The 19,726-nt window shown below is 43.0% G+C and carries 13 protein-coding genes; 5 read left to right on the forward strand and 8 right to left on the reverse strand.

The genetic code is table 11. From position 1 onward, the window contains the following. Nucleotides 1–105: 105 nt before the first annotated feature. Nucleotides 106–1,962 (reverse strand): AmpG family muropeptide MFS transporter, encoded by a 1,857-nt coding sequence (locus KPY62_RS02150; protein WP_216580621.1) that lies wholly within the window; start codon nt 1,960–1,962, stop codon nt 106–108. A 615-nt stretch (nt 1,963–2,577) separates the two neighbouring features. Between KPY62_RS02150 and katG the strand changes: the two genes are divergently transcribed. The 3 genes from katG (at nt 2,578) to KPY62_RS02165 (ending at nt 7,487) form a co-directional block, all read left to right on the forward strand. Next, a complete protein-coding gene (gene katG, locus KPY62_RS02155; RefSeq protein WP_228730714.1) occupies nt 2,578–4,770 on the forward strand; it encodes a catalase/peroxidase HPI in 2,193 nt (730 codons plus the stop codon). A gap of 382 nt (nt 4,771–5,152) precedes the next feature. Next, a complete protein-coding gene (locus KPY62_RS02160; protein ID WP_216580623.1) occupies nt 5,153–6,094 on the forward strand; it encodes a LysR substrate-binding domain-containing protein in 942 nt (313 codons plus the stop codon). A 373-nt stretch (nt 6,095–6,467) separates the two neighbouring features. Continuing rightward, nucleotides 6,468–7,487, forward strand: a complete 1,020-nt coding sequence (locus KPY62_RS02165) for an LLM class flavin-dependent oxidoreductase (RefSeq protein ID WP_216580624.1) — start codon at nt 6,468–6,470, stop codon at nt 7,485–7,487. Nucleotides 7,488–7,677: 190 nt separating this feature from the next. On the opposite strand, the gene KPY62_RS02170 is transcribed toward KPY62_RS02165, so the two are convergent. From KPY62_RS02170 to KPY62_RS02185, 4 genes are all read right to left on the reverse strand, one after another. Beyond that, the gene (locus KPY62_RS02170) at nt 7,678–8,499 is read right to left on the reverse strand and encodes an ABC transporter ATP-binding protein (protein ID WP_216580625.1); all 822 of its coding nucleotides are present in this window, start codon (nt 8,497–8,499) and stop codon (nt 7,678–7,680) included. Nucleotides 8,500–8,515: 16 nt separating this feature from the next. Continuing rightward, on the reverse strand, nt 8,516–9,502 hold the full coding sequence (locus KPY62_RS02175) for a FecCD family ABC transporter permease (protein ID WP_216580626.1): 987 nt from the start codon (nt 9,500–9,502) through the stop codon (nt 8,516–8,518). A 219-nt stretch (nt 9,503–9,721) separates the two neighbouring features. Beyond that, nucleotides 9,722–10,579: a heme/hemin ABC transporter substrate-binding protein gene (locus tag KPY62_RS02180; RefSeq protein WP_228730528.1), complete on the reverse strand. Its 858-nt coding sequence runs from the start codon at nt 10,577–10,579 to the stop codon at nt 9,722–9,724. Next, nucleotides 10,570–11,745 carry a ChuX/HutX family heme-like substrate-binding protein gene (locus tag KPY62_RS02185; RefSeq protein WP_216580627.1) on the reverse strand — a complete coding sequence of 392 codons (1,176 nt, stop codon included), beginning with the start codon at nt 11,743–11,745 and terminating at the stop codon, nt 10,570–10,572. Before KPY62_RS02185 ends, KPY62_RS02180 begins: the two co-directional genes overlap by 10 nt. Before the next feature lie 415 nt (nt 11,746–12,160). Here KPY62_RS02185 and KPY62_RS02190 point away from each other — a divergent pair, with 415 nt between their 5' ends. Beyond that, complete coding sequence (locus tag KPY62_RS02190) at nt 12,161–14,398, forward strand: TonB-dependent receptor plug domain-containing protein (RefSeq protein ID WP_216580628.1); 2,238 nt, start codon at nt 12,161–12,163, stop codon at nt 14,396–14,398. Next, the gene (locus KPY62_RS02195; protein ID WP_216580629.1) at nt 14,331–15,467 is read left to right on the forward strand and encodes an HmuY family protein; all 1,137 of its coding nucleotides are present in this window, start codon (nt 14,331–14,333) and stop codon (nt 15,465–15,467) included. The genes KPY62_RS02190 and KPY62_RS02195 overlap by 68 nt, the downstream gene beginning before the upstream one ends. A gap of 137 nt (nt 15,468–15,604) precedes the next feature. On the opposite strand, the gene KPY62_RS02200 is transcribed toward KPY62_RS02195, so the two are convergent. The 3 genes from KPY62_RS02200 to KPY62_RS02210 all read right to left on the reverse strand — a co-directional run bounded on the left by KPY62_RS02200 (nt 15,605) and on the right by KPY62_RS02210 (nt 19,609). Further along, nucleotides 15,605–16,564: an AEC family transporter gene (locus KPY62_RS02200; protein WP_216580630.1), complete on the reverse strand. Its 960-nt coding sequence runs from the start codon at nt 16,562–16,564 to the stop codon at nt 15,605–15,607. A 218-nt stretch (nt 16,565–16,782) separates the two neighbouring features. Beyond that, the gene (mnmG, locus tag KPY62_RS02205) at nt 16,783–18,678 is read right to left on the reverse strand and encodes a tRNA uridine-5-carboxymethylaminomethyl(34) synthesis enzyme MnmG (RefSeq protein ID WP_216580631.1); all 1,896 of its coding nucleotides are present in this window, start codon (nt 18,676–18,678) and stop codon (nt 16,783–16,785) included. 343 nt (nt 18,679–19,021) lie between these two features. Further along, nucleotides 19,022–19,609 carry a hypothetical protein gene (locus tag KPY62_RS02210; RefSeq protein ID WP_416384023.1) on the reverse strand — a complete coding sequence of 196 codons (588 nt, stop codon included), beginning with the start codon at nt 19,607–19,609 and terminating at the stop codon, nt 19,022–19,024. Nucleotides 19,610–19,726: the final 117 nt, after the last annotated feature.

The raw sequence follows: 19,726 nt of genomic DNA on the forward strand, positions 1-19,726 counted from the left end.
CTTAACTACTGAACAGTTAATGTTGATATTTCTCTTAATATTGCTGTTAATATTCATGTAGATATCTAGGTTAATATCCATATTAATATCTATAGCAATAATGAGCTACTCTGATGCGCGCGGTAGCTCATTAGTTTTGGTCAATAAAGAGTCGTCATTATCATAAATATCATCGTTATCGCCAATGACGACATGTTTATCAACTAAATAAATCAGTATCAAAACAGGTATACCAATTAAAAAAGTAATTAAGAAGAAGTTAGCAAAGCCCACATTATCTGAAATACCACCAGAATAGCCGCCTAGCACTTTTGGAAACAGCGTCATTAATGACGAAAATATAGCGTATTGCACAGCCGTAAACTTAACAGAAGTTAATGCGGATAAAAAGGCAATAAACACTGCAGTAGCAAAGCCTGCCGCTAAGTTATCAACAACCACTGCCAAGTACATATAATTCATGTCCCCTGGATGATAGGTTAATAAAATAAATAACAAATTAGTGGTACTCGATGCTATGGCACCAATGAGCATTACATGCATCATTTTCATTTTTTGAGCGACCAGACCGCCTAAAAAACCACCTCCAATCGTCATAAACAAGCCTAAGAACTTGACCGCATCAGCGATCTGAATCTTAGTGAAGCCCATTTTGGCGTAGAAAACGTTCGATAGATTACCCGCTACAATATCTGACACTCGGTAAAAACCTATCAGTAATAATAGTAGTATTGCTTGCTTGCCATAACGTCGAAAGAAATCAGCGATAGGGTCTACCCATAAGCGTTTTGCGACTTCTTTTTTGGCTAGTCCAACCGCTATAAGCGCATACCCAACAGCAGTAGCTACAGCCAAACTACCTAGCAATCTCACCACTTCTATTAAGAACTTTAGAAACACCCCTTCAGCTTCGTCAAATACTTTACCTATCACTACAAAAGCAGCTATAAACGCCACAACCGATAAGATAAATAGAAATAATATTCTAATATTATCATTACGAGACTGTACAACTGAGGCCACTTTGTTAACTATTTTAGGTTGGTTTAACAGAAAATATATCAATAAAAAGGGTGCACATGCGGTCACAATTAAGAAGTACGTATTTATAGCAGGCAAAAATTCATCCGGTATTAAGGTTAGAGGTCTATTCAATAACCTAGTAGAAAAGGTACTTATAAATACTGGTAGTCCATAAATAATCCCTGGAATGAGCAAAAAAGCAGCATAGATAGAAAAGGCCTTTAGGTTTCTTTTTTGCTTATTTAGTTGCAACGTTTCGGCAGTTGGCTCGTAAATAGCAAAAGTAGTTAGTAGCCCAACTGACATTACAGCCATCATCGTATAGTAAGTATTGCGCCAAGCCTCATAGTTGTAAAGCTGCTCAGATGAGCCAAAATAACTGGCCAAATATAGTGCGCCTGCTCCTGCAACGATCATACCAATACGATAGCCGGCCACGTACACTGAGGATAAGGTGGCTTGTAATTCAGCCTCTGCTAACTCAATACGATAAGAGTCAACTACGATGTCTTGAGTGGCTGATGAAAAACCTAGTAAAACTGCACCCAGCGCCATAACCCAAAGTACATTCTCAACCACAGGATCGACACTAGCCATAATAAAAATAGCAACCAATATCATCAGCTGTGAGACAAACATCCACGCCCGACGCCTACCTAACCATTTGGTCAAAAATGGCAATGGCATAGAGTCTATTAGAGGTGCCCAAATAAACTTAAAAGAATAACCCAGTCCTGCCCAACCAAACATGGTTATGACACCGGTTTCAAGGCCCGCTTCACTAAGCCATAATGATAAGCTTGAAAAAACTAATAGAATAGGTACGCCTGCTGAAAAGCCAAGAAATAGTATGATCATGACCCGAATATCTGAAAAAGACTTAAACGCGTCAGACCAAGATTTTTTAGCAACTGGCGGAGTAGATTGAACAGCAGACATAATGACTCGCTAAAATTTGCAACAAAGAACACAACAGGACGTAACTTTTATCATCTACTCATTATCTATGAGATGGTTATACTAATGATAAAACAACTGACGCTGCACTAAAAAAACAGGACTTATGACAAAATTGAATTATGGTACTTGAGAACGCTTATTTTGACTAGACTTTATAGCGATATATTTGCACTAGCAAGCTTATAGGAGCTCTATTTGTGTTTTATCTATCATAGCCGTAACACCATGTAGCATAAACTTGCGCCAATGTTGATAGTCACATTTCATCTCGCTCTATTTCGAGGTAACACACAAGCCACTACTTCAGACAATAACTATCCTCTAAACAACGATTGATAATTTAAAACATATAATTATTATATATTAGTTTTATAAATCGAAATAACTCTATAATATGTAGTGATCGATAACGATAGCGACTCAGGCTATTTTTTATTAAAGTAGCCTATTTAATTTTCACAAAGGAGAAGGCAGATGAGTAATTCGACCTCTAACGATACTAGCAGCAATACCGCCTACAATCTTGGCGATGGCCAAGGTCCGACCATACATAGTGAAAACGTTGATCAATCACAAGCTCCGCAACGCCCTAGCATGGGTGGCTGTCCAGTTATGCATCAAGCCCATACTACTCATGCCTCTACAGCGACAGACTGGTGGCCTAATGCTCTAAATTTAGATATCTTACATCAGCAAGATCACAAAACAGACCCAATGGGTGCTGATTTTGATTATGCTGAAGCTTTTAAACAGTTAGATCTAGAAGCCGTTAAACAAGACCTCAAAGATTTAATGACTGACTCACAACAGTGGTGGCCAGCAGATTGGGGGCATTACGGTGGTCTAATGATTCGTATGGCTTGGCATTCAGCTGGTACTTATCGTAACTCAGATGGTCGCGGTGGTGCGAGCACTGGTAATCAGCGTTTTGCCCCCCTTAACAGCTGGCCGGATAACGTCAATTTAGATAAAGCTCGTCGTTTGCTTTGGCCAATGAAGAAAAAATATGGTAATAAGTTGTCTTGGGCCGATCTTATGATTTTAGCTGGTAACATGGCTTATGAGTCAATGGGCTTCAAAACTTTAGGTTTCGCTGGTGGTCGTGCTGATATCTGGCATCCAGAAAAAGATATCTATTGGGGTTCTGAACGTGAATGGCTCGCTGCAACTAAAAATCGCTATGACGATGATACTGTGCGTACCTCACTCGAAAACCCACTAGCTGCGGTACAAATGGGTCTAATTTATGTTAACCCTGAAGGTGTTGATGGTAACCCTGATCCCCTAAAAACTGCCCAAGATATTCGCACTACATTTGCGCGTATGTCGATGAATGATGAAGAGACTGTGGCTTTAACTGCTGGTGGTCACACCGTTGGTAAATGTCATGGTAACGGCGATGCCACTGTTCTAGAAGATGAGCCTGAAGCTGCTGGTATCAATGAGCAAGGTCTAGGCTGGCGTAACCCTAACGGTAGTGGCAACGCAGGCGATACCGTTTCTAGTGGTATCGAGGGCGCTTGGACGACTCATCCTACCCAATGGGATTATGAGTACTTTGAACTGCTATTCAATCATAACTGGGAGCTAACTAAGAGTCCAGCAGGCGCATGGCAATGGGAACCTACTGATATTAAAGAAGAAGACAAACCTTTAGATGCTCATGATCCTAGCATACGCCGCAACCCTATCATGACTGATGCCGATATGGCGATGATTAAAGATCCTGCTTATCGTAAGATTTCAGAGAACTTTCATCAAAACCCAGAATACTTCGATGAAGTATTTGCTAAAGCTTGGTTCAAATTGACTCACCGTGACTTAGGGCCAAAATCACGTTATTTAGGGGCTGACGTCCCAGCTGAAGATTTTATTTGGCAAGATCCTATCCCAGCAAGCAACGCTGACTTGAGCGCTGACGATATCGCCAACCTAAAAGCAGAAATTTTGGCAAATATCGACAATGACACTTTTAGTCGTCGTGAACTAATCATCACGGCTTGGGATAGCGCTCGTACTTTCCGTGGTTCTGACATTCGTGGCGGTGCTAATGGTGCTCGAATTAGCTTAGCACCCCAAAAAGACTGGGTCGCTAATGAGCCTGAGCAATTGCAACGTGTACTTGCGGCTTTGACTAACATTCAGACTGCTTTTAGCAAAGAAGTCAGTTTAGCTGACCTTATCGTATTAGCCGGTAACACTGCTATTGAGCAAGCAGCTGCTGAAGCTGGAGTAGAGACTAGCATACCCTTCAGTGCTTGGCGTGGCGATGCAACTGATGAAATGACTGATAGTGAGTCATTTGACGACCTTGAGCCCCGCCATGATGGCTACCGCAACTGGGTAAAAGAAAACTATGCTGTGTCACCTGAAGAGATGTTACTTGATCGTACTCAGTTGATGGGACTCACTGCTCCTGAAATGACCGTCCTCATCGGTGGTATGCGTGTCCTAGATACTAACTATGATCATGAGCAGCATGGGGTCTTCACTGACCGTGCTGGCGTGCTTAGCAATGATTTCTTCGTTAACTTAACGGATATGAATCTTACTTGGCACCCCCTCAATAACAATGGTGACGCAGGGCATACGGCCAACTTGTATGAAATACGCGAGCGCGGTACTGGTAAAGTTAAATGGCAAGCTACTCGTGTCGACTTAGTGTTTGGATCTAACTCTATCTTGCGTTCTTACGCTGAGTTATATGCCCAAGACGACAACTTAGGAAAATTTGTCAATGACTTCACTAAAGCTTGGAACAAAGTAATGAATGCAGATCGCTTTTAATCGATAGCACTCCGTTACTACTTAACGTTAACTAAAACAGCCACCTTACTTAAGGTGGCTGTTTTTTTATTAAAAAACTTCTCTTAGTACTGCTTAGCTTAAAACATTAGCCTTCTTAACAGCTCATCCTTGTTAAAATTATATATTCCAAAATAATATAAGCAGATATCTTTTTATTATATACAAGAATAATAACTTTGTTTTACACTAGGCGCTGGTTGCGTTTGAGTTAAAGGGTATGCCACAGTCGACCCTCAACCTACTGAATGATATCCATAGTTGCTGATAAGCATAAATAGCTACTAACGCATTTAATAAGCACTAATTAACAAACACTATTTTATAAGAAATAATCAACAAGCACTAATTAATAGGAAGTAACATGGCAATCGATGTAGTAGTCAATCAGCGGCATCTACAGATTCAACTTAAGCAGTTGGAGACGGTATGGCATACGGTCATAAATGGTTATAATTTAAGCCAAGCAGCGATAGTGCTGCACACCAGTCAATCGAGCTTATCTAAGCATATTGCTGCGCTGGAAAACCAACTCAAAACTGAAGTATTCGTTCGTCAAGGCAAACGGCTTACTGGCCTGACCACTATGGGTACTGCCCTGCTACCCCATATTGAAGCCATATTTGCTGAAATACGTACCATTGAGAACTTAAGCCTTGATTTTAATAACCCTAATACGGGTACTTTAACGATTGCCACTACTCATACCCAAGCACGCTATGTATTACCGCAAGTGGTCAAAGAGTTTAAAGCGCGCTTTCCAAAGGTAAACCTAATACTACAACAAGCAGATCCCGAGACTATCGCCCAAATGGTTATTCGTGGCCAAGCTGATATTGGTATCGCTACTGAATCCTTACTACATAATAATTATCTACGCTGCTATCGTTATTATGATTGGTCACATCGTATTATTTTGCCTAGTGACCATGAGCTTGCAGGTGCCGAGAGTATTGACTTACCGACGCTTGCCAGTTATCCGATCGTCACTTATCATGGTGGATTTACCGGTCGCGGAGCTATTGATAAAACTTTTGAAGCAGCTGGTCTAGAGCCTGATATTGTACTAGCGGCGCTCGACGCAGACGTGATTAGTACTTATGTAGGACTGGGCTTGGGGATTGGTATTATCGCTGAAATGGCCTTTGAGCCTAGTCATTACCATAACCTCACTGCTATTCCAGTTGATCACTTTGGCCGCTTTACTAGTTGGATGGCGGTACGTGATGATGCCGAAATTCGTCAATATGGACGTGCTTTTATAGAGCTCTGTCAAAAGCAGTTTGATCATAAAGGTGAAATTTAATAGCTGCTATTTGGGTAGCGGTTGATGGACTATAAGCGGCTAATGTTAAAAATTAAGGTCTCGCTATTTGTTGATAGTGAGACCTTTTTTTGATATTTATAAGCTGTACACTGTAAAACCTTAAGGTAAAAGTCGCTTAAATTAGTCACTGCAGCCTACTAATTTATTAAATCTTATTAAGAATTGTTATCATAATGAACCCTGTCCTTTATATCTATAATAACTGCCCCATTATGTTAAGGGTTAAGCGCTCAAAGCTCTCAATAGACGGTATATCAAAGACCGCCACAATAAGCTAGGAAACGCTTTTAATCCCATAGCAATGTCATCACTATTATCTGGTGGAAACTGACATTATAAAAATAGGTAAGTTATGAACACTACTATCCCTTTATCCTTTTTAGATTTAGCCCCTGTGCCAACGGGTAGCACCATCGCTGACGGTATAGCGCAAACCGTTGAAATTGCCAAAAAATCTGAGCAGGTTGGCTTAAACCGTTATTGGATGGCAGAACACCATAATATGGCTGGTATTGCTAGTGCGGCAACTTCAGTCTTGCTATCGCACATTGGTAGCCAAACACAAAGTATTCGCATTGGCTCCGGCGGTATCATGCTGCCAAACCATGCACCCTTAGTAGTCGCCGAACAGTTCGGCACTCTAAAAGCACTATATGGTGATCGTATCGATTTAGGTCTGGGCCGGGCACCTGGTACTGACGGCGCTACTTTTCAAGCATTACGTCGGCAGATGAGCGATGCTGAGCGTTTCCCTAATGACGTTCAAGAATTATTATATCTACTAGGCGACGATACTGATGACAGTCCAGTACAAGCCTTTCCTGGTGCTAAATCGAATATACCGCTCTGGATTTTGGGCTCATCATTATTTGGCGCAACTTTAGCCGCGCATTTAGGACTACCGTACGTTTTTGCCTCACATTTTGCCCCGCAAATGCTAGAGCATGCTATCACCGCTTATCGTGAACAGTTCAAACCCTCAGCTTATCTTAATAAGCCTTATGTAATGCTAGCGGCCAATGTATTACTAGCTGATGATGACGCTACTGCGAACTATCACTTTAGCTCAGCGCAGCAAAGCTTTGTACGCTTACGTCGCAATGAGCGTGGGCAAATGCCCAAGCCAGTATACGACATGGATAGCATTTGGAATCCAAGTGAAAAAGCAATGGTAGATAGTGCGTTATCAGTATCCTTTGTCGGTTCAGTGGCAACTGTACAGCCTAAGCTTGCTGATTTTATAGCCAAATATCAGCCTGACGAGTTGATTGTCACGGCTAATATTTATGATCAAGCAGCACGCCTACACTCACTTGAACTTATACCGATGCTAAACTTATTTACTTTACACTCTCCTACAGCCACAGCATAATCATTAGTCAATGATGCAAAACCAAATAAACAATCAGTAATGACCAGCAGTTAGTTTGTGCGTTAAGCTATTAAAAACCTCCTAATCTCCAGTGATTAGGAGGTTTTTTATTTACCCCACTATAAAACCTGCTAAATTCATACCGTGATCTAGCGCCTCTTGTCAGGCCACCATAGTAGCCTAGTAAGTCTTAGACAAAGACTAAGCCATCTTCGGTATAGTGCGCTTTGATATCGACGTTATAAACCTGACTTAACTGCGCTCGACTCATTACGGTATCGGGAGACCCTTGTGCGACTACCTTACCCTCGTTCAGTAGCACTACCTCGTCAGTATAACGATGCGCATGGGTCAGATCATGCAATACCACTAAGATGCTTTTACGCTGATGACGTACTAAGCCGTGCAGATATTTTAATAAAAAGCGCTGATGACGGATATCTAAGTGATTGGTAGGCTCATCGAACATCATAACTTGAGTATCTTGCATTAGCGCACGCACAATAGCTAAGCGTTGCTTTTCACCACCTGATAAAGTCTGTACCCGAGAAGTTATTAGGTTATTGAGCTCAAAGTCTTGTAGTAAATTTTTGGCATGACTGATGTGCTGAGATTTTGGCTGCTGATACCAAGCGAGGTTGGGCGACACTCCTAATAATACATAATCGAGCACGGTCAAGGGTAGCTCAAAACGCTCATGCTGCCCCACCCAAGCAATATGCCCCTGATGCATCACCTCAGTGATCGACTGGCCTTGCACCCTAATCTGCCCATCATTGGTTAGTCCAGAGCCCGTATGTTGACCCAAAATAGCGTGTAACAAGGTACTTTTACCCGCGCCATTAGGCCCTATAAAAGCGATTAGCTTTTGACTAGGAAGCGTCAACTTATCGACACTTAACAGTATTTTTTTGCCATGAGTAATACGAATATCTTGCATAGTTAACAGCGCACTGGACTCGCAACTTACCAAAGCTTTAGGTTTTAAAGGGGTAAAAAACGACTTAAACATAACTCACTATCCTGCGTCAGCGACGGCTACTACGTACGAACAGCCAAATAAAGAAGGGGCCACCAAGCAGCGCCAATACAACACCTACAGGGACATCGATCGGATAAGCAACGTGCCGCGCCATACCATCGATAATCAGTAGCAGCATAGCCCCTAACCACCCTGACCAAATCATTAACCGCATGCGGCCGCCACCGAACAAAATAGCCAAAAGATTTGGCACCATCATACCAATGAATCCAATTACTCCTGCCAAAGATACTGCTGCGCCCGTCAATAACGCCGAAGCAATAACCACCATACAACGCGTTAACCCTACTTTGATACCCAAAGATTTTGCGGCCATTTCACCAAGCATTAACCCATCAAGCTGACGACCTAATGGCAACAAGATAACCAAACCCAATATCATAGAAAAGATTGAATAGCGCAGGGGCACGAAGCCTGCCTCCGCCATACTTCCAGATAGCCAATTGGTAGCACTTCTAAGAACCATATCATCTGACATAAATAAAATCAGACTGACCACGGCGGCACAAAATGCACTGATGACAAACCCTAAGATTAATAGCCCCATTTGACCGCCCCCTAACCAGCGATGACAGGCAAGAATGAATAAGCAAACCAACACGCTGCCTGTAAAGGCCGCCAACGGTATACCGACACCACCGTAGCCTAATGCTAGAACTAGTACTACCCCCAGCGCCGCCCCACCCGAAGTACCGATAAGACTAGGGTCTGCTAGTGGATTCTCGAACAAAGCTTGCAGCGCTGCCCCACTAACTGACAACGCCATCCCCACCAGCAGAGCGGTCGCCACACGGGGATAACGTAAGTGCCAAATGGTCTCATCAAGGCCAGTCGGGCTCGACCATTTACCAAAGCCAATACCTAGCGCTAACCAAATCAGCAGCACCGAGCCTAAAGCGGCAATCAGGTAATAGATTCTGTATTTGTATTTTGTGGCTGACACAGGAGTAGTTGTGGTTAGTGTATTTGCCATACTAGCTATCGTCTTATTTGAAAGTAGAAATAAAATGCTGCAATAATGGAATTTATAACCGCGAAATCAACGCCATGCCCAATTCACTAGATTCACTAGATTCACTAGAAACTGTTGTAGAAGAGTCGTTTTAGCGCAACCAATAGCAATAACCGACTAAAAGTGCAGTATTAAATCCATAGACTGTGCCGAAATCCTAATGATTGAGCGTTAAGTTGGTTACTTGCCAGTAGCGTTAAGCTTTTTGAGCACTTGCGGTGAGTCTAAGCTGTAACGCAAAAACTCATCGGCTGGCCAAAAATGTACCCCGCCACTTTGACCAGCTGCACTAGCGGCAATCTCCGGACGATGACTAAATTTATTAACTCCGCCAACTACTGCTCGGTTATGATCGGCAATAATAATGACATCAGGTTTGGCCGCTAGCCACCCTTCGCGCGACATCGGCTTTAATCCTGAGACATTGGCTGCATTGATCCCCCCTGCGCGTCGAATTAGCTCATCGCCGACTGTACCTTTACCCGCTACAATACGACCGTCATAGCTAAGTAAATAACGCTTGCCTGTGTGCTTCATTGGACTCATACCTTTGCTCCAGCTGTTAGCAAGCGTAGCACCTTGGGACTTTTTGCCGATGTAGATCCCAATAGCTTTGATACTGCTAGCGAAGTAATCTACGCCTTCTTTAGGGGCGACGTTTACCGCTTTAACATTGAGACCATTCAAGCGTTGATAGACACTAACTGGCTGTACCATGTAACTACCAAGCACTAAGTCGGGCTCGACAGCCAATACAGACTCAGCAGTGATGTTGCGATGCATACCAACTGCTGGAACCTTGTTTAAGGCCGGATTGCTATTAGTAGCATCTTTACCGACTATTTTGCTGGTATTGCCTAAGGCGACAATCACATCGGCGACGTCAGGACTCATGGCCACAATGCGATCATAAGCTTGAGCTGACAAGGTCGGTAGCGTAAAAGCACTAACTAGTAGCACCGCTATTAGCGGGCGTTTAAGATAAAAATCAGATTTTGGCATAGGCTGGTGATCTGTACTGAATGGAACTAAGGACATAGCAGCGCACTCTCAATAGCAAGTTTCAGTGCGTTTGAATCCTGCGTAGTTGAGGATTGCGCATACTTGGCAACAATGTTTGCGGTGATGGTTCGCCATGCTTCAAGCTCAGGCGTACCCTCAATACGTTGACCAAATAAACTGAAGATACTAACCCCCTTATTATCGAAGCCCTCAATACAAGTTACGACACCGTCTTTAGTTGGACGTTTAACGCACCATACTTGCCCCAAGGCTTGGTCTTTAAGGTGCAAAGTAAAATTATTATGGCTTTTATCAAGGACATTAAACCAGTCACCAATACGTTTTAGCGTATGCACTGTCCCAGTCTGAATCTGTACCATACCGCTATTACCGACGAAAATCATAATCGGACACGCACTATCACGCGCTTGCTCAAAAGTAGCAACGACGGCGTCGATACTTAGCGGATAGGCACTGTGCTCAGGAGCTTGTCGATAGCTGCTAGCACGATCAATCTGTAACTTGTTTAGTAAATAATAAAATTGATGGACATCTGTCATTTTGCGCCATCTGCGCTGTAACTCATCACGCTTATCAGCAGATAGTACTTTGTATTGCCACTCTTCAAGCTCATCTTTTACTTCTAAAGTTAGCTCACGATCAGTGACGGTGGCAATCTGCTGCTCAACCATATCTTGCCAGCGCATAACCGCATCTTGTGACATATCCCGTAAGTAGACCTTATCAATAGCGTCACCTTGCTCATTATAAAACTGGATACTATAAGAGGGTTTGTCTGCGCGGCTGGTATCACTCACGGCTAGCATGTAGCGCCAACGCCACATAAAAAAACGCAAATCCAGACCGCCAATATTAAGGGCTATGCCCATCTTTTCACCGAGCTTGAGGTTATGATACTGGCCTTGTTTTTCGTGTACTGCTAACTCGTTTCTTACGATACTCTCGACTTGGCTAAAGGTCTCCAATTGCTCCAGTACCGCTTTGCATTGGTCGCCCATATACTCACTATTAGGCGATGCCGACATCAGCTCAAATTCACTTACCCCTAAACTGAACGCACCTTCGGTTGGAAATAGCATTGAGGTTTGCGATTTTTTATCTTGATAAGCTTGCCAAAGGGCATTGTCTTTTTTGGACAATGACAGGGTAACTGTAGATACTTGGGGTAAGGGGTTGCTCATAGGATTATCCATAAAAATTCAATAACTATAATTTGAGTGAAAGATTTTACGTGAAAGAGATGATGAACTATCTTTGTATTTTATAAGAGTCAGCGGTGTATACATACGACTGTAGTTTAGAATAATTTATTAATCTTTTAATAATAATAGCTGCTATTTCTGTAGGCACAGCCGTAATGCACTTAACTTAAGTCATATTATGACCGTATTTTTTATAAATGCAAATGATAATTATTATTATTTATATATTGATAATAGTTATCATTTGCATTATTATATTGCTGATTGTTACTCACTATATCCAGTTCTGTAACCTATTTCTTCTGCATCGTTTTTTATATAAGACTGATGAGTCAAAGCTAATATTTAATAAATATCCTTCCCTAACTTTCACCTATTACTTGGTTTTTTATTCATGCTGACTCTCCTATTAAAGCTCCCCAAAAGCCCCGCTAGTACGGCAGAATCTATCCTATACCCCCCATTATATCGGCATCCATTAGCGCTCGGGATTGCCTTAGCATTTACTACGCTGGTGCCATTATCAGCGAATGCGGCCCCCTTAGTATCTGGTAGCCCTGCAATGAATAGCCCTATACCAGCAATTTTGGGCAATGTGACCCCTACGCAGGTGAATCTCGACCTAGACATACCAAAGGTAGAATTGGAAACTATTGTTGTTACTGCTACCCGTTCAAAGCGAGCATTAAGCGATGCTCCCGTTACCGTACAAGTGCTCAGTCGACAAAAACTAGATGACAATCAGGCGCATAGTCTAAAAGATGCTCTGGCCTTATTACCCAACGTCTACCTACGTGAAGTGCATGGTAAGACCGGTTATGAGGTGAGTATGCAAGGCTTCAGCGGGGATCAAGTATTAGTACTGATTGATGGCTTGCCTATCACCGCCAGTACGGGCTCGACAGTCAATCTAAATCAGTATATGACTATGGATATCGAGCAGATCGAAATCGTCCAAGGTGCAGCCTCCGCACAGTTTGGTAGCTCTGCGATGGGTGGCGTTATTAATATCATCACCAAACCCATTAGTACTACTAGAGCACACTTCACTACGGAGGTGGCGACTAACGGTAAGCAGAATCCATCTGGTAATAGTATTGCTGCCAATAAGCGTTATGTAGAAGCCAGTATTGAAGGCGCATTGGATAAAGGTAATCGTATACACGCCAGATTGTCCGGCTCCTATTTAGATAATGCGGGCCTGAGTGTAGACAATGAGGGCTGGCCACGGCTAAAAGACGCCAGCGAGCAGTCACAAGTTAGTGCCCGTTTAACTTATAGCCCTGATGGAGCTAATAATAGTGGGGCAGGAGCTGAGGCAAAAGATAAGCAGCTTTTTAGTCATTCAGAGTATTGGTTAGAGGCCAGTCATTATAAAGAAGATGACGTTAGCCGTTTTAATTACTATGTCGCCCCACGCAATTTAGCCCAGCAAAGGAATGAAGACATCACTAAGCAGCGCTTTAGTATCGGGGCGCGTACAGATATAAGTCCAACGGACCCTGATGGCGTACGTAGCAAAACTTATAAACTGTCCGCGCAGGCGCTGTATGAAGACTATCAAAGCCTCTCTAATACCAAAACTCAGCAAACTCTTACTAGTACCCGCGATGCTGACATCAGTACTGCCCTCGCTCAGGCTCAGCTTGACTTCCCAGCATGGGCGATATCCGATGACAATATCCATTTGCTACAAGTGGGTGGACAAGTGCAGCAAGATAAACTCAGTCAAACTAACAATAAAATTAATGAGCTGACGCAAGATCAGGTCAGCCGTGATGTAGGCGAGATTTATCTACAAGATGACTGGTTAGTTGGTAATAACTGGGAAATACTTAGCGGCATTCGCTATCAAAACGATGAGGACTTCGGCGATCATCTCGCACCAAAAGTGGCGCTTAAGTACAACCATTTAGACAGTCATGGTCGTGACCACATCTTGCGCGCCAGTATCGGTGGCGGTTATCGCGTGCCCAATCTAAAAGAGCGCTACTACGTATTTGACCATAGTAATTTAGGCTATAAAGTCATGGGCAACCCTGAGCTACAACCTGAGACCTCAACCAGCTATCAAGTCGGCTACCAAGGTCAACTTAGCCCTACCCTCAATCTGAGTATCAATGGCTTTTATAATGATATAGAGGACTTGATCCAAACCGATAAAGATAACGCAAGCTTTGAAGATAACATTGCTATTTATAAATTTAAGAATGTCAATAGTGCTAAGACTTATGGCGGTGATATCGGTGTTGACTGGCAACTAGATAAGCGTACCAAACTAAACGCCAGCTACGCCTATATCAGTACTAATAATAAGCTCACAGATACTGAGCTGACTTATAAGCCTAACCACAAGGCCATGCTAGCACTCGATTACCGTATCAATAACAAATTACAGCTGATACCTCGTCTCAGTTATGAATCTAAGCAGCTGATCAGCACTAGCGATCAGAGTTATTCACCGTCGTGGTGGACGCTGGATACTAAGCTCAACTATGACGCCAATGCCCACTTAAGCTTGTATGGCGCTATTAATAATATCTTCGATGTCCAACGTGATATCCGTGACCCTTCTGACTATCGTCCACTCGATAACCGCGAGTGGTTACTGGGCGCCAGCTATCATTGGTAGCGCCATCTTATCTCTAAGCTTAATCAGCTGTGGCGACAGTAGCGATGACAGCAGCAGCAATAATAGTGGCAGGGGCAGTAATGGCGGAGGCGCTATGCCACCTGATAGCAACCCAAGTTTTAGTCAAACGGCAACTTGGACGGTCACAGACTTCTCTGCTGAAGCTATGTCTTGTTATAATTTTGACACCCAAGTAGCTAGCGATTGTAGCGATAACAACTGGGATATTAAGCTTGAAAATCAACCTCGTGGTATCAAATTATGGTCGAATAGTGGGGGTTCTGGAACAGGTGACGGTGGTGTATTTGGTCCTATGGATTGGTCTGACTTGGTTCGCTATGACAATGGAACGCAAGACTCGGTTAGCGGTCATGATATCACTATGCATTATAATGCAGATCATAGTGGTGGTATCTTTGATCAGCAGCCTTGGTATAAATATAACTTAAAGGGTATGCACCAGTTATATCCGAATAATCAGGTTTATCTTATTACTAGCGATAGCGGCAGCCCTGCGGTTGAGAGCAGCATTTTACAGCCTATTTATGCTATGCAAATTGTTAACTACTATAATGATAGTGGCGCATCAGGATATCCAACTGTGCACTGGATTGATACTGCCTTGTTTAACAAAGTACAGAGCCAAACTATCAATACCTCTAATAAGGATGACTGGCTCTACTTTGATCTAGCCACTGAACAGACCACTACTGATAAAAATGGTGCTTGGCAAGTAGGCTTTAAGCGCAGCGATGTTATCTTAAACGGTGGCGACTCAGGTACTAGAAAGATCGGCGGTTATCTCGCTGCTACCCCTACAGGCTCCTATGATGGCCAAGGCAAACTTATTGCTCATAAACTTAACTTAGACTTTGGTTGGTACACTTATAGTGGTGTAACGCATCAACTGACTGCAAAAGCTATTAACGATAGTCAAGGCGTATTGCTCAGATCAGCAGCAAGCAACAGTTATGCCCGTGTAAGTCTGGATAAAATCAACTATCCTAATGTTACAGGAACAACTCCTAGCTCATGGGTATTCAATATTGATATTCAGCCAGCGAAGTAACCCCCATACAATAGCTTGAGACTGCCAAACCCTACACTTAAAGCTATAAGATGGGAGCTAAAGCAAAAAAAACCAGTATCGTTATTGAGTGCGATACTGGTTTTTACTGATAGGGGTCTGTGTTAACTCTATAAGCGCTACATTAGGCCAAAGCCGCGCAATATAGCCGCACCAATCGCCATACCAAACATGCCAATTACCGTAGTAAATCCTAAAATATTAGCCGCCAAGGTATCGTTACCACCCATCGCTTTGGCCATTACATAGCTGGCGGCGGCAGTGGGTGACGCTACCATCAAAAATAATACCCCCATATGCACCCCAGATAACCCAAAGCCTAACCCGACTGCGATCGCTAGTAGAGGCGCAACCACAATACGACCCACACTAGCCTGCATGGACAATCCTGAAGGGCTAAGCATAGCCTTCAAATCAATACTGGCCCCTGCACAAATCAATGCTAAAGGTAACGCTACGGCAGCCAGCAAATCACCAGTGGTATGAATGACGCCCGTTATAGGCGGTAACGCTAGTGCTTTATAGGCAAAAGCTGCTAGCAAGGCAATCATTAGCGGATTAGTCGCTAACTTTTTAGCAATCATTAGGCCACGACTGATCCAAGTGTCATTAACACTTTTGGACACCCGACTCAAAGTAATGACTGCTAAAATATTAAATAGTATCGTTACAATGCCCATATACACGGCACCGATACTTAATCCTATTTCGCCATAAGCATTGGCCACAGTAGCTAGACCGATAATGGCCATGTTACTACGGAATATACCTTGAACGAAAACCCCTTGGTCAGCAGGCGCATTAATGAAGCGCTTGGCATAAGCCTCGGAGCCAAAAAACAGAATAAAAGTAATAATAATACCAGCAATGATCAGAGTCACTTGTTTGGCATAATCAACTTCACTGTCAACCACACTAAAGAATAATAAGGCTGGCAGGCAATAGTTAAAGACAAAACCTGATGCTTGGTCAATGAAGGCTTGACTGGCTTGTCCTTTGCGACGCATAAAAAAACCCAACCCCATTAGAGTAAGGTTGGGCAGTACAATAGTAATCGCAAAAACAATAGCAGCGGTCATATATAGGCTCAGATCAATAAGGTAGCTTACAATATAAAATCATAGTATAAAATAAAAGTATAAAAAAGCCATCGTTACTGATAACTGGACTGAGTACCAAAAAGCTTAGACACTAAATACCAGCTTGGCGCAATAGTAACTATAATTGACTCTAATAAATAATGCGCCTTTATCATAACGATAAAGACGCACTCTATACTACCATTATTAGGCTTTTATTAAGACCCTAAAGCAGCTTTGGCTTTTTTCTGTTTTTTGACAGTCATCGCCAGCAATTGAATAGCGGCTGGTGTCACGCCACTTACTCGGCTAGCCTGCGCTAAAGTTGCCGGACGTACTTGGCTTAGCTTTTGTACCACTTCATTGGACAAGCCTGACACTACGCTATAGTCAAAATCTACTGGTAGCGCCGTGTTCTCAAGCCGTTTCATCTGCTCGATATCTTCTTGTTGACGGTCAATGTAGCCGGCATATTTGACCGATATTTCAATCTGCTCACCGACTTGGGTGGCCACTTGGGAATCAGTGATAGTCGCGATATCAGCGAAGTGTATTTGGGGGCGCTTGAGCAAATCATAAGCAGTTGATTCTTTCGATAGTACTTCACCAGTCTGCTCAGTAACTTGCTTGCCTAACGCATTGCTTGGCGTTGCCCACATGTCTTTTAAACGCGCTGTTTCAGTACTGATAGCGTCCATTTTTTCTTCATAAGCTTGCCAGCGTGTATCATCGACTAAGCCTAATTTTCGACCAATTTCTGTCAAACGCTGATCGGCGTTATCTTCACGTAGCAGTAGACGATATTCAGCTCGGCTAGTAAACATCCGATACGGCTCAGTAGTCCCATGAGTGATTAGATCGTCGACTAGCACACCTAAATAAGCTTGATCACGACGCGGGGTCCAAGTATCGAACTCGCTATTATTGCTAGTCACTAACGCCGCGTTAGTTCCTGCCAGTAGCCCTTGCACGCCAGCCTCTTCATAGCCAGTAGTGCCGTTGATTTGACCGGCGAAGTACAGCCCATCGATAGACTTAGTCTCTAAGGTTGGCTTTAGGTTTTGTGGATCAAAGTAGTCATATTCAATGGCATAGCCCGGACGTGTAATATGGGCATTCTCTAGGCCTTTCATACTATGAATAAACTCTAGTTGCACATCGAACGGCAAGCTAGTGGAGATACCATTTGGATATAGCTCGTGAGTAGTTAAGCCTTCAGGCTCGATAAATATCTGATGGCTGTCTTTATCTGCAAAGCGATGTATCTTGTCTTCGATAGACGGGCAGTAGCGTGGTCCTACGCCTTCTATTTTTCCCGAAAACATCGGCGAGCGATCTAAATTTTCACGAATGATGTCGTGAGTACGCGCGTTAGTATGCGTAATATAACAATTGACTTGTTGTGGGTGCATGGAGACGTCACCCATATAACTCATCACTGGCAATGGGGTATCACCAGGCTGAACGCTCATCACACTAAAATCAACACTACGCGCATCAATACGTGCTGGCGTGCCGGTTTTGAGACGGCCTACTGGTAGCTTTAGTTCACGCAAACGATCGGCGAGCTTAATGGAAGGCTGATCCCCTGCTCGTCCGCCTTTTGAGTTCTCTAAACCAATATGTATCACCCCGCCTAGAAAAGTTCCTGTAGTCAAAACAACGGTTTCCGTTTTGAAGATAATACCAGTAGAAGTCACTACTGCAGTGGCGCGACCGTTTTCTACTAAAATATCATCAGCGGCTTGCTGGAATATATCGAGATTGGCTTGATTCTCCAGAGTATGACGGATAGCGGCTTTGAATAGGACGCGATCGGCCTGCGCACGGGTCGCTCGTACCGCAGCACCTTTACGACTGTTCAATACTCGAAACTGAATACCAGACTTGTCAGTAGCTAGTGCCATAGCGCCACCAAGCGCATCGATTTCACGCACTAGATGCGATTTTCCGATACCGCCAATAGCTGGATTACAGCTCATCTGCCCAAGCGTCTCAATATTATGAGTCAATAGCAAAGTCTGCGCCCCCATACGTGCAGCCGCTAATGCCGCTTCTGTTCCGGCATGACCACCACCGATCACTACCACATCGTAAATTTTTGGGTATTGCATGTTTGCCTCGCTTGATTGGCTATACGGTACTACTATAAATTCCAGCCATTATTTAGCTGATACCTTATTGAGTATTAGATAAGCGTCAATCGTATGTAAAAAATAGATAACCATTAATTATAGCAATTTTTGTCACTATACTGGTAATAACTATAAGACTGATTATAAAAACTATCTTTATAGCAAACCGTATGTAATAGACAGCATGATTATGAGCAGTAGCAGAATGAACCTTCGTAGCAAAAATCTCAGCGCTATAACTGATATTGCCCTAAACTATAGCGCTATGAACTATAACTTCTTAAATCATAGCAGTGTAAACAATACCCTTATAATTTAGCCATCAAAAATCATTGCTGTTATCAGTATCATCAAAGCCATTACTCATACCAGTGCCCATAGAAGCCACGCTATCCGGTTGACTGGCCACCATATGCTGGCTGCCATAACCTTCAGGATTAATTTGTAAATAAGCGTTCATCTCACCTATAGCATCACCATCATCACTTAGCAAAATTTGTGCTTTAATGATATCAACTGGCGGAAAAGGTAAATTTTTCAACAGAGCTAAGCGTTGCTGATTATCACCCTTATCAACGACCATCTCGATTAACTGACGCACATCAATAGGCAAATCTGGTGTACTCTGAGCTAGCAAAGCCAAATGATAAGCGCCCGCTGCATCTTGATCGGCAACCACCCGACGTTCAATCGCTAAATAAGTGGCTTCAGTTGCACCCCCTGCTACACTGAGCTGATGAATACATTTCAGTGCTGAATTCGCTTCATTATCAGCAATATCAATGATACGTGTTGAATCCAGTTTTAGCCGTTCACGTCGAATCTCTATAGCTTGTTGTGCGCTATCGTCTTGAGTATTAGCTTGGTGCTCACTAGCTTGGCTAGTCATATCAGTAGTTTGGTTAGTCATTGATGCCTCTTATTATTTATTCTGTGTTAATGCACTAATTATCTTATGCCCTATATGGGGTTATAAGCCATAAAAACAATAAACCCCGCCAGCTTGGTACTCATAGCAAAAAGCCCA

The organism is Psychrobacter sp. TAE2020 (assembly GCF_018919485.1).
GTDB lineage: Bacteria > Pseudomonadota > Gammaproteobacteria > Pseudomonadales > Moraxellaceae > Psychrobacter.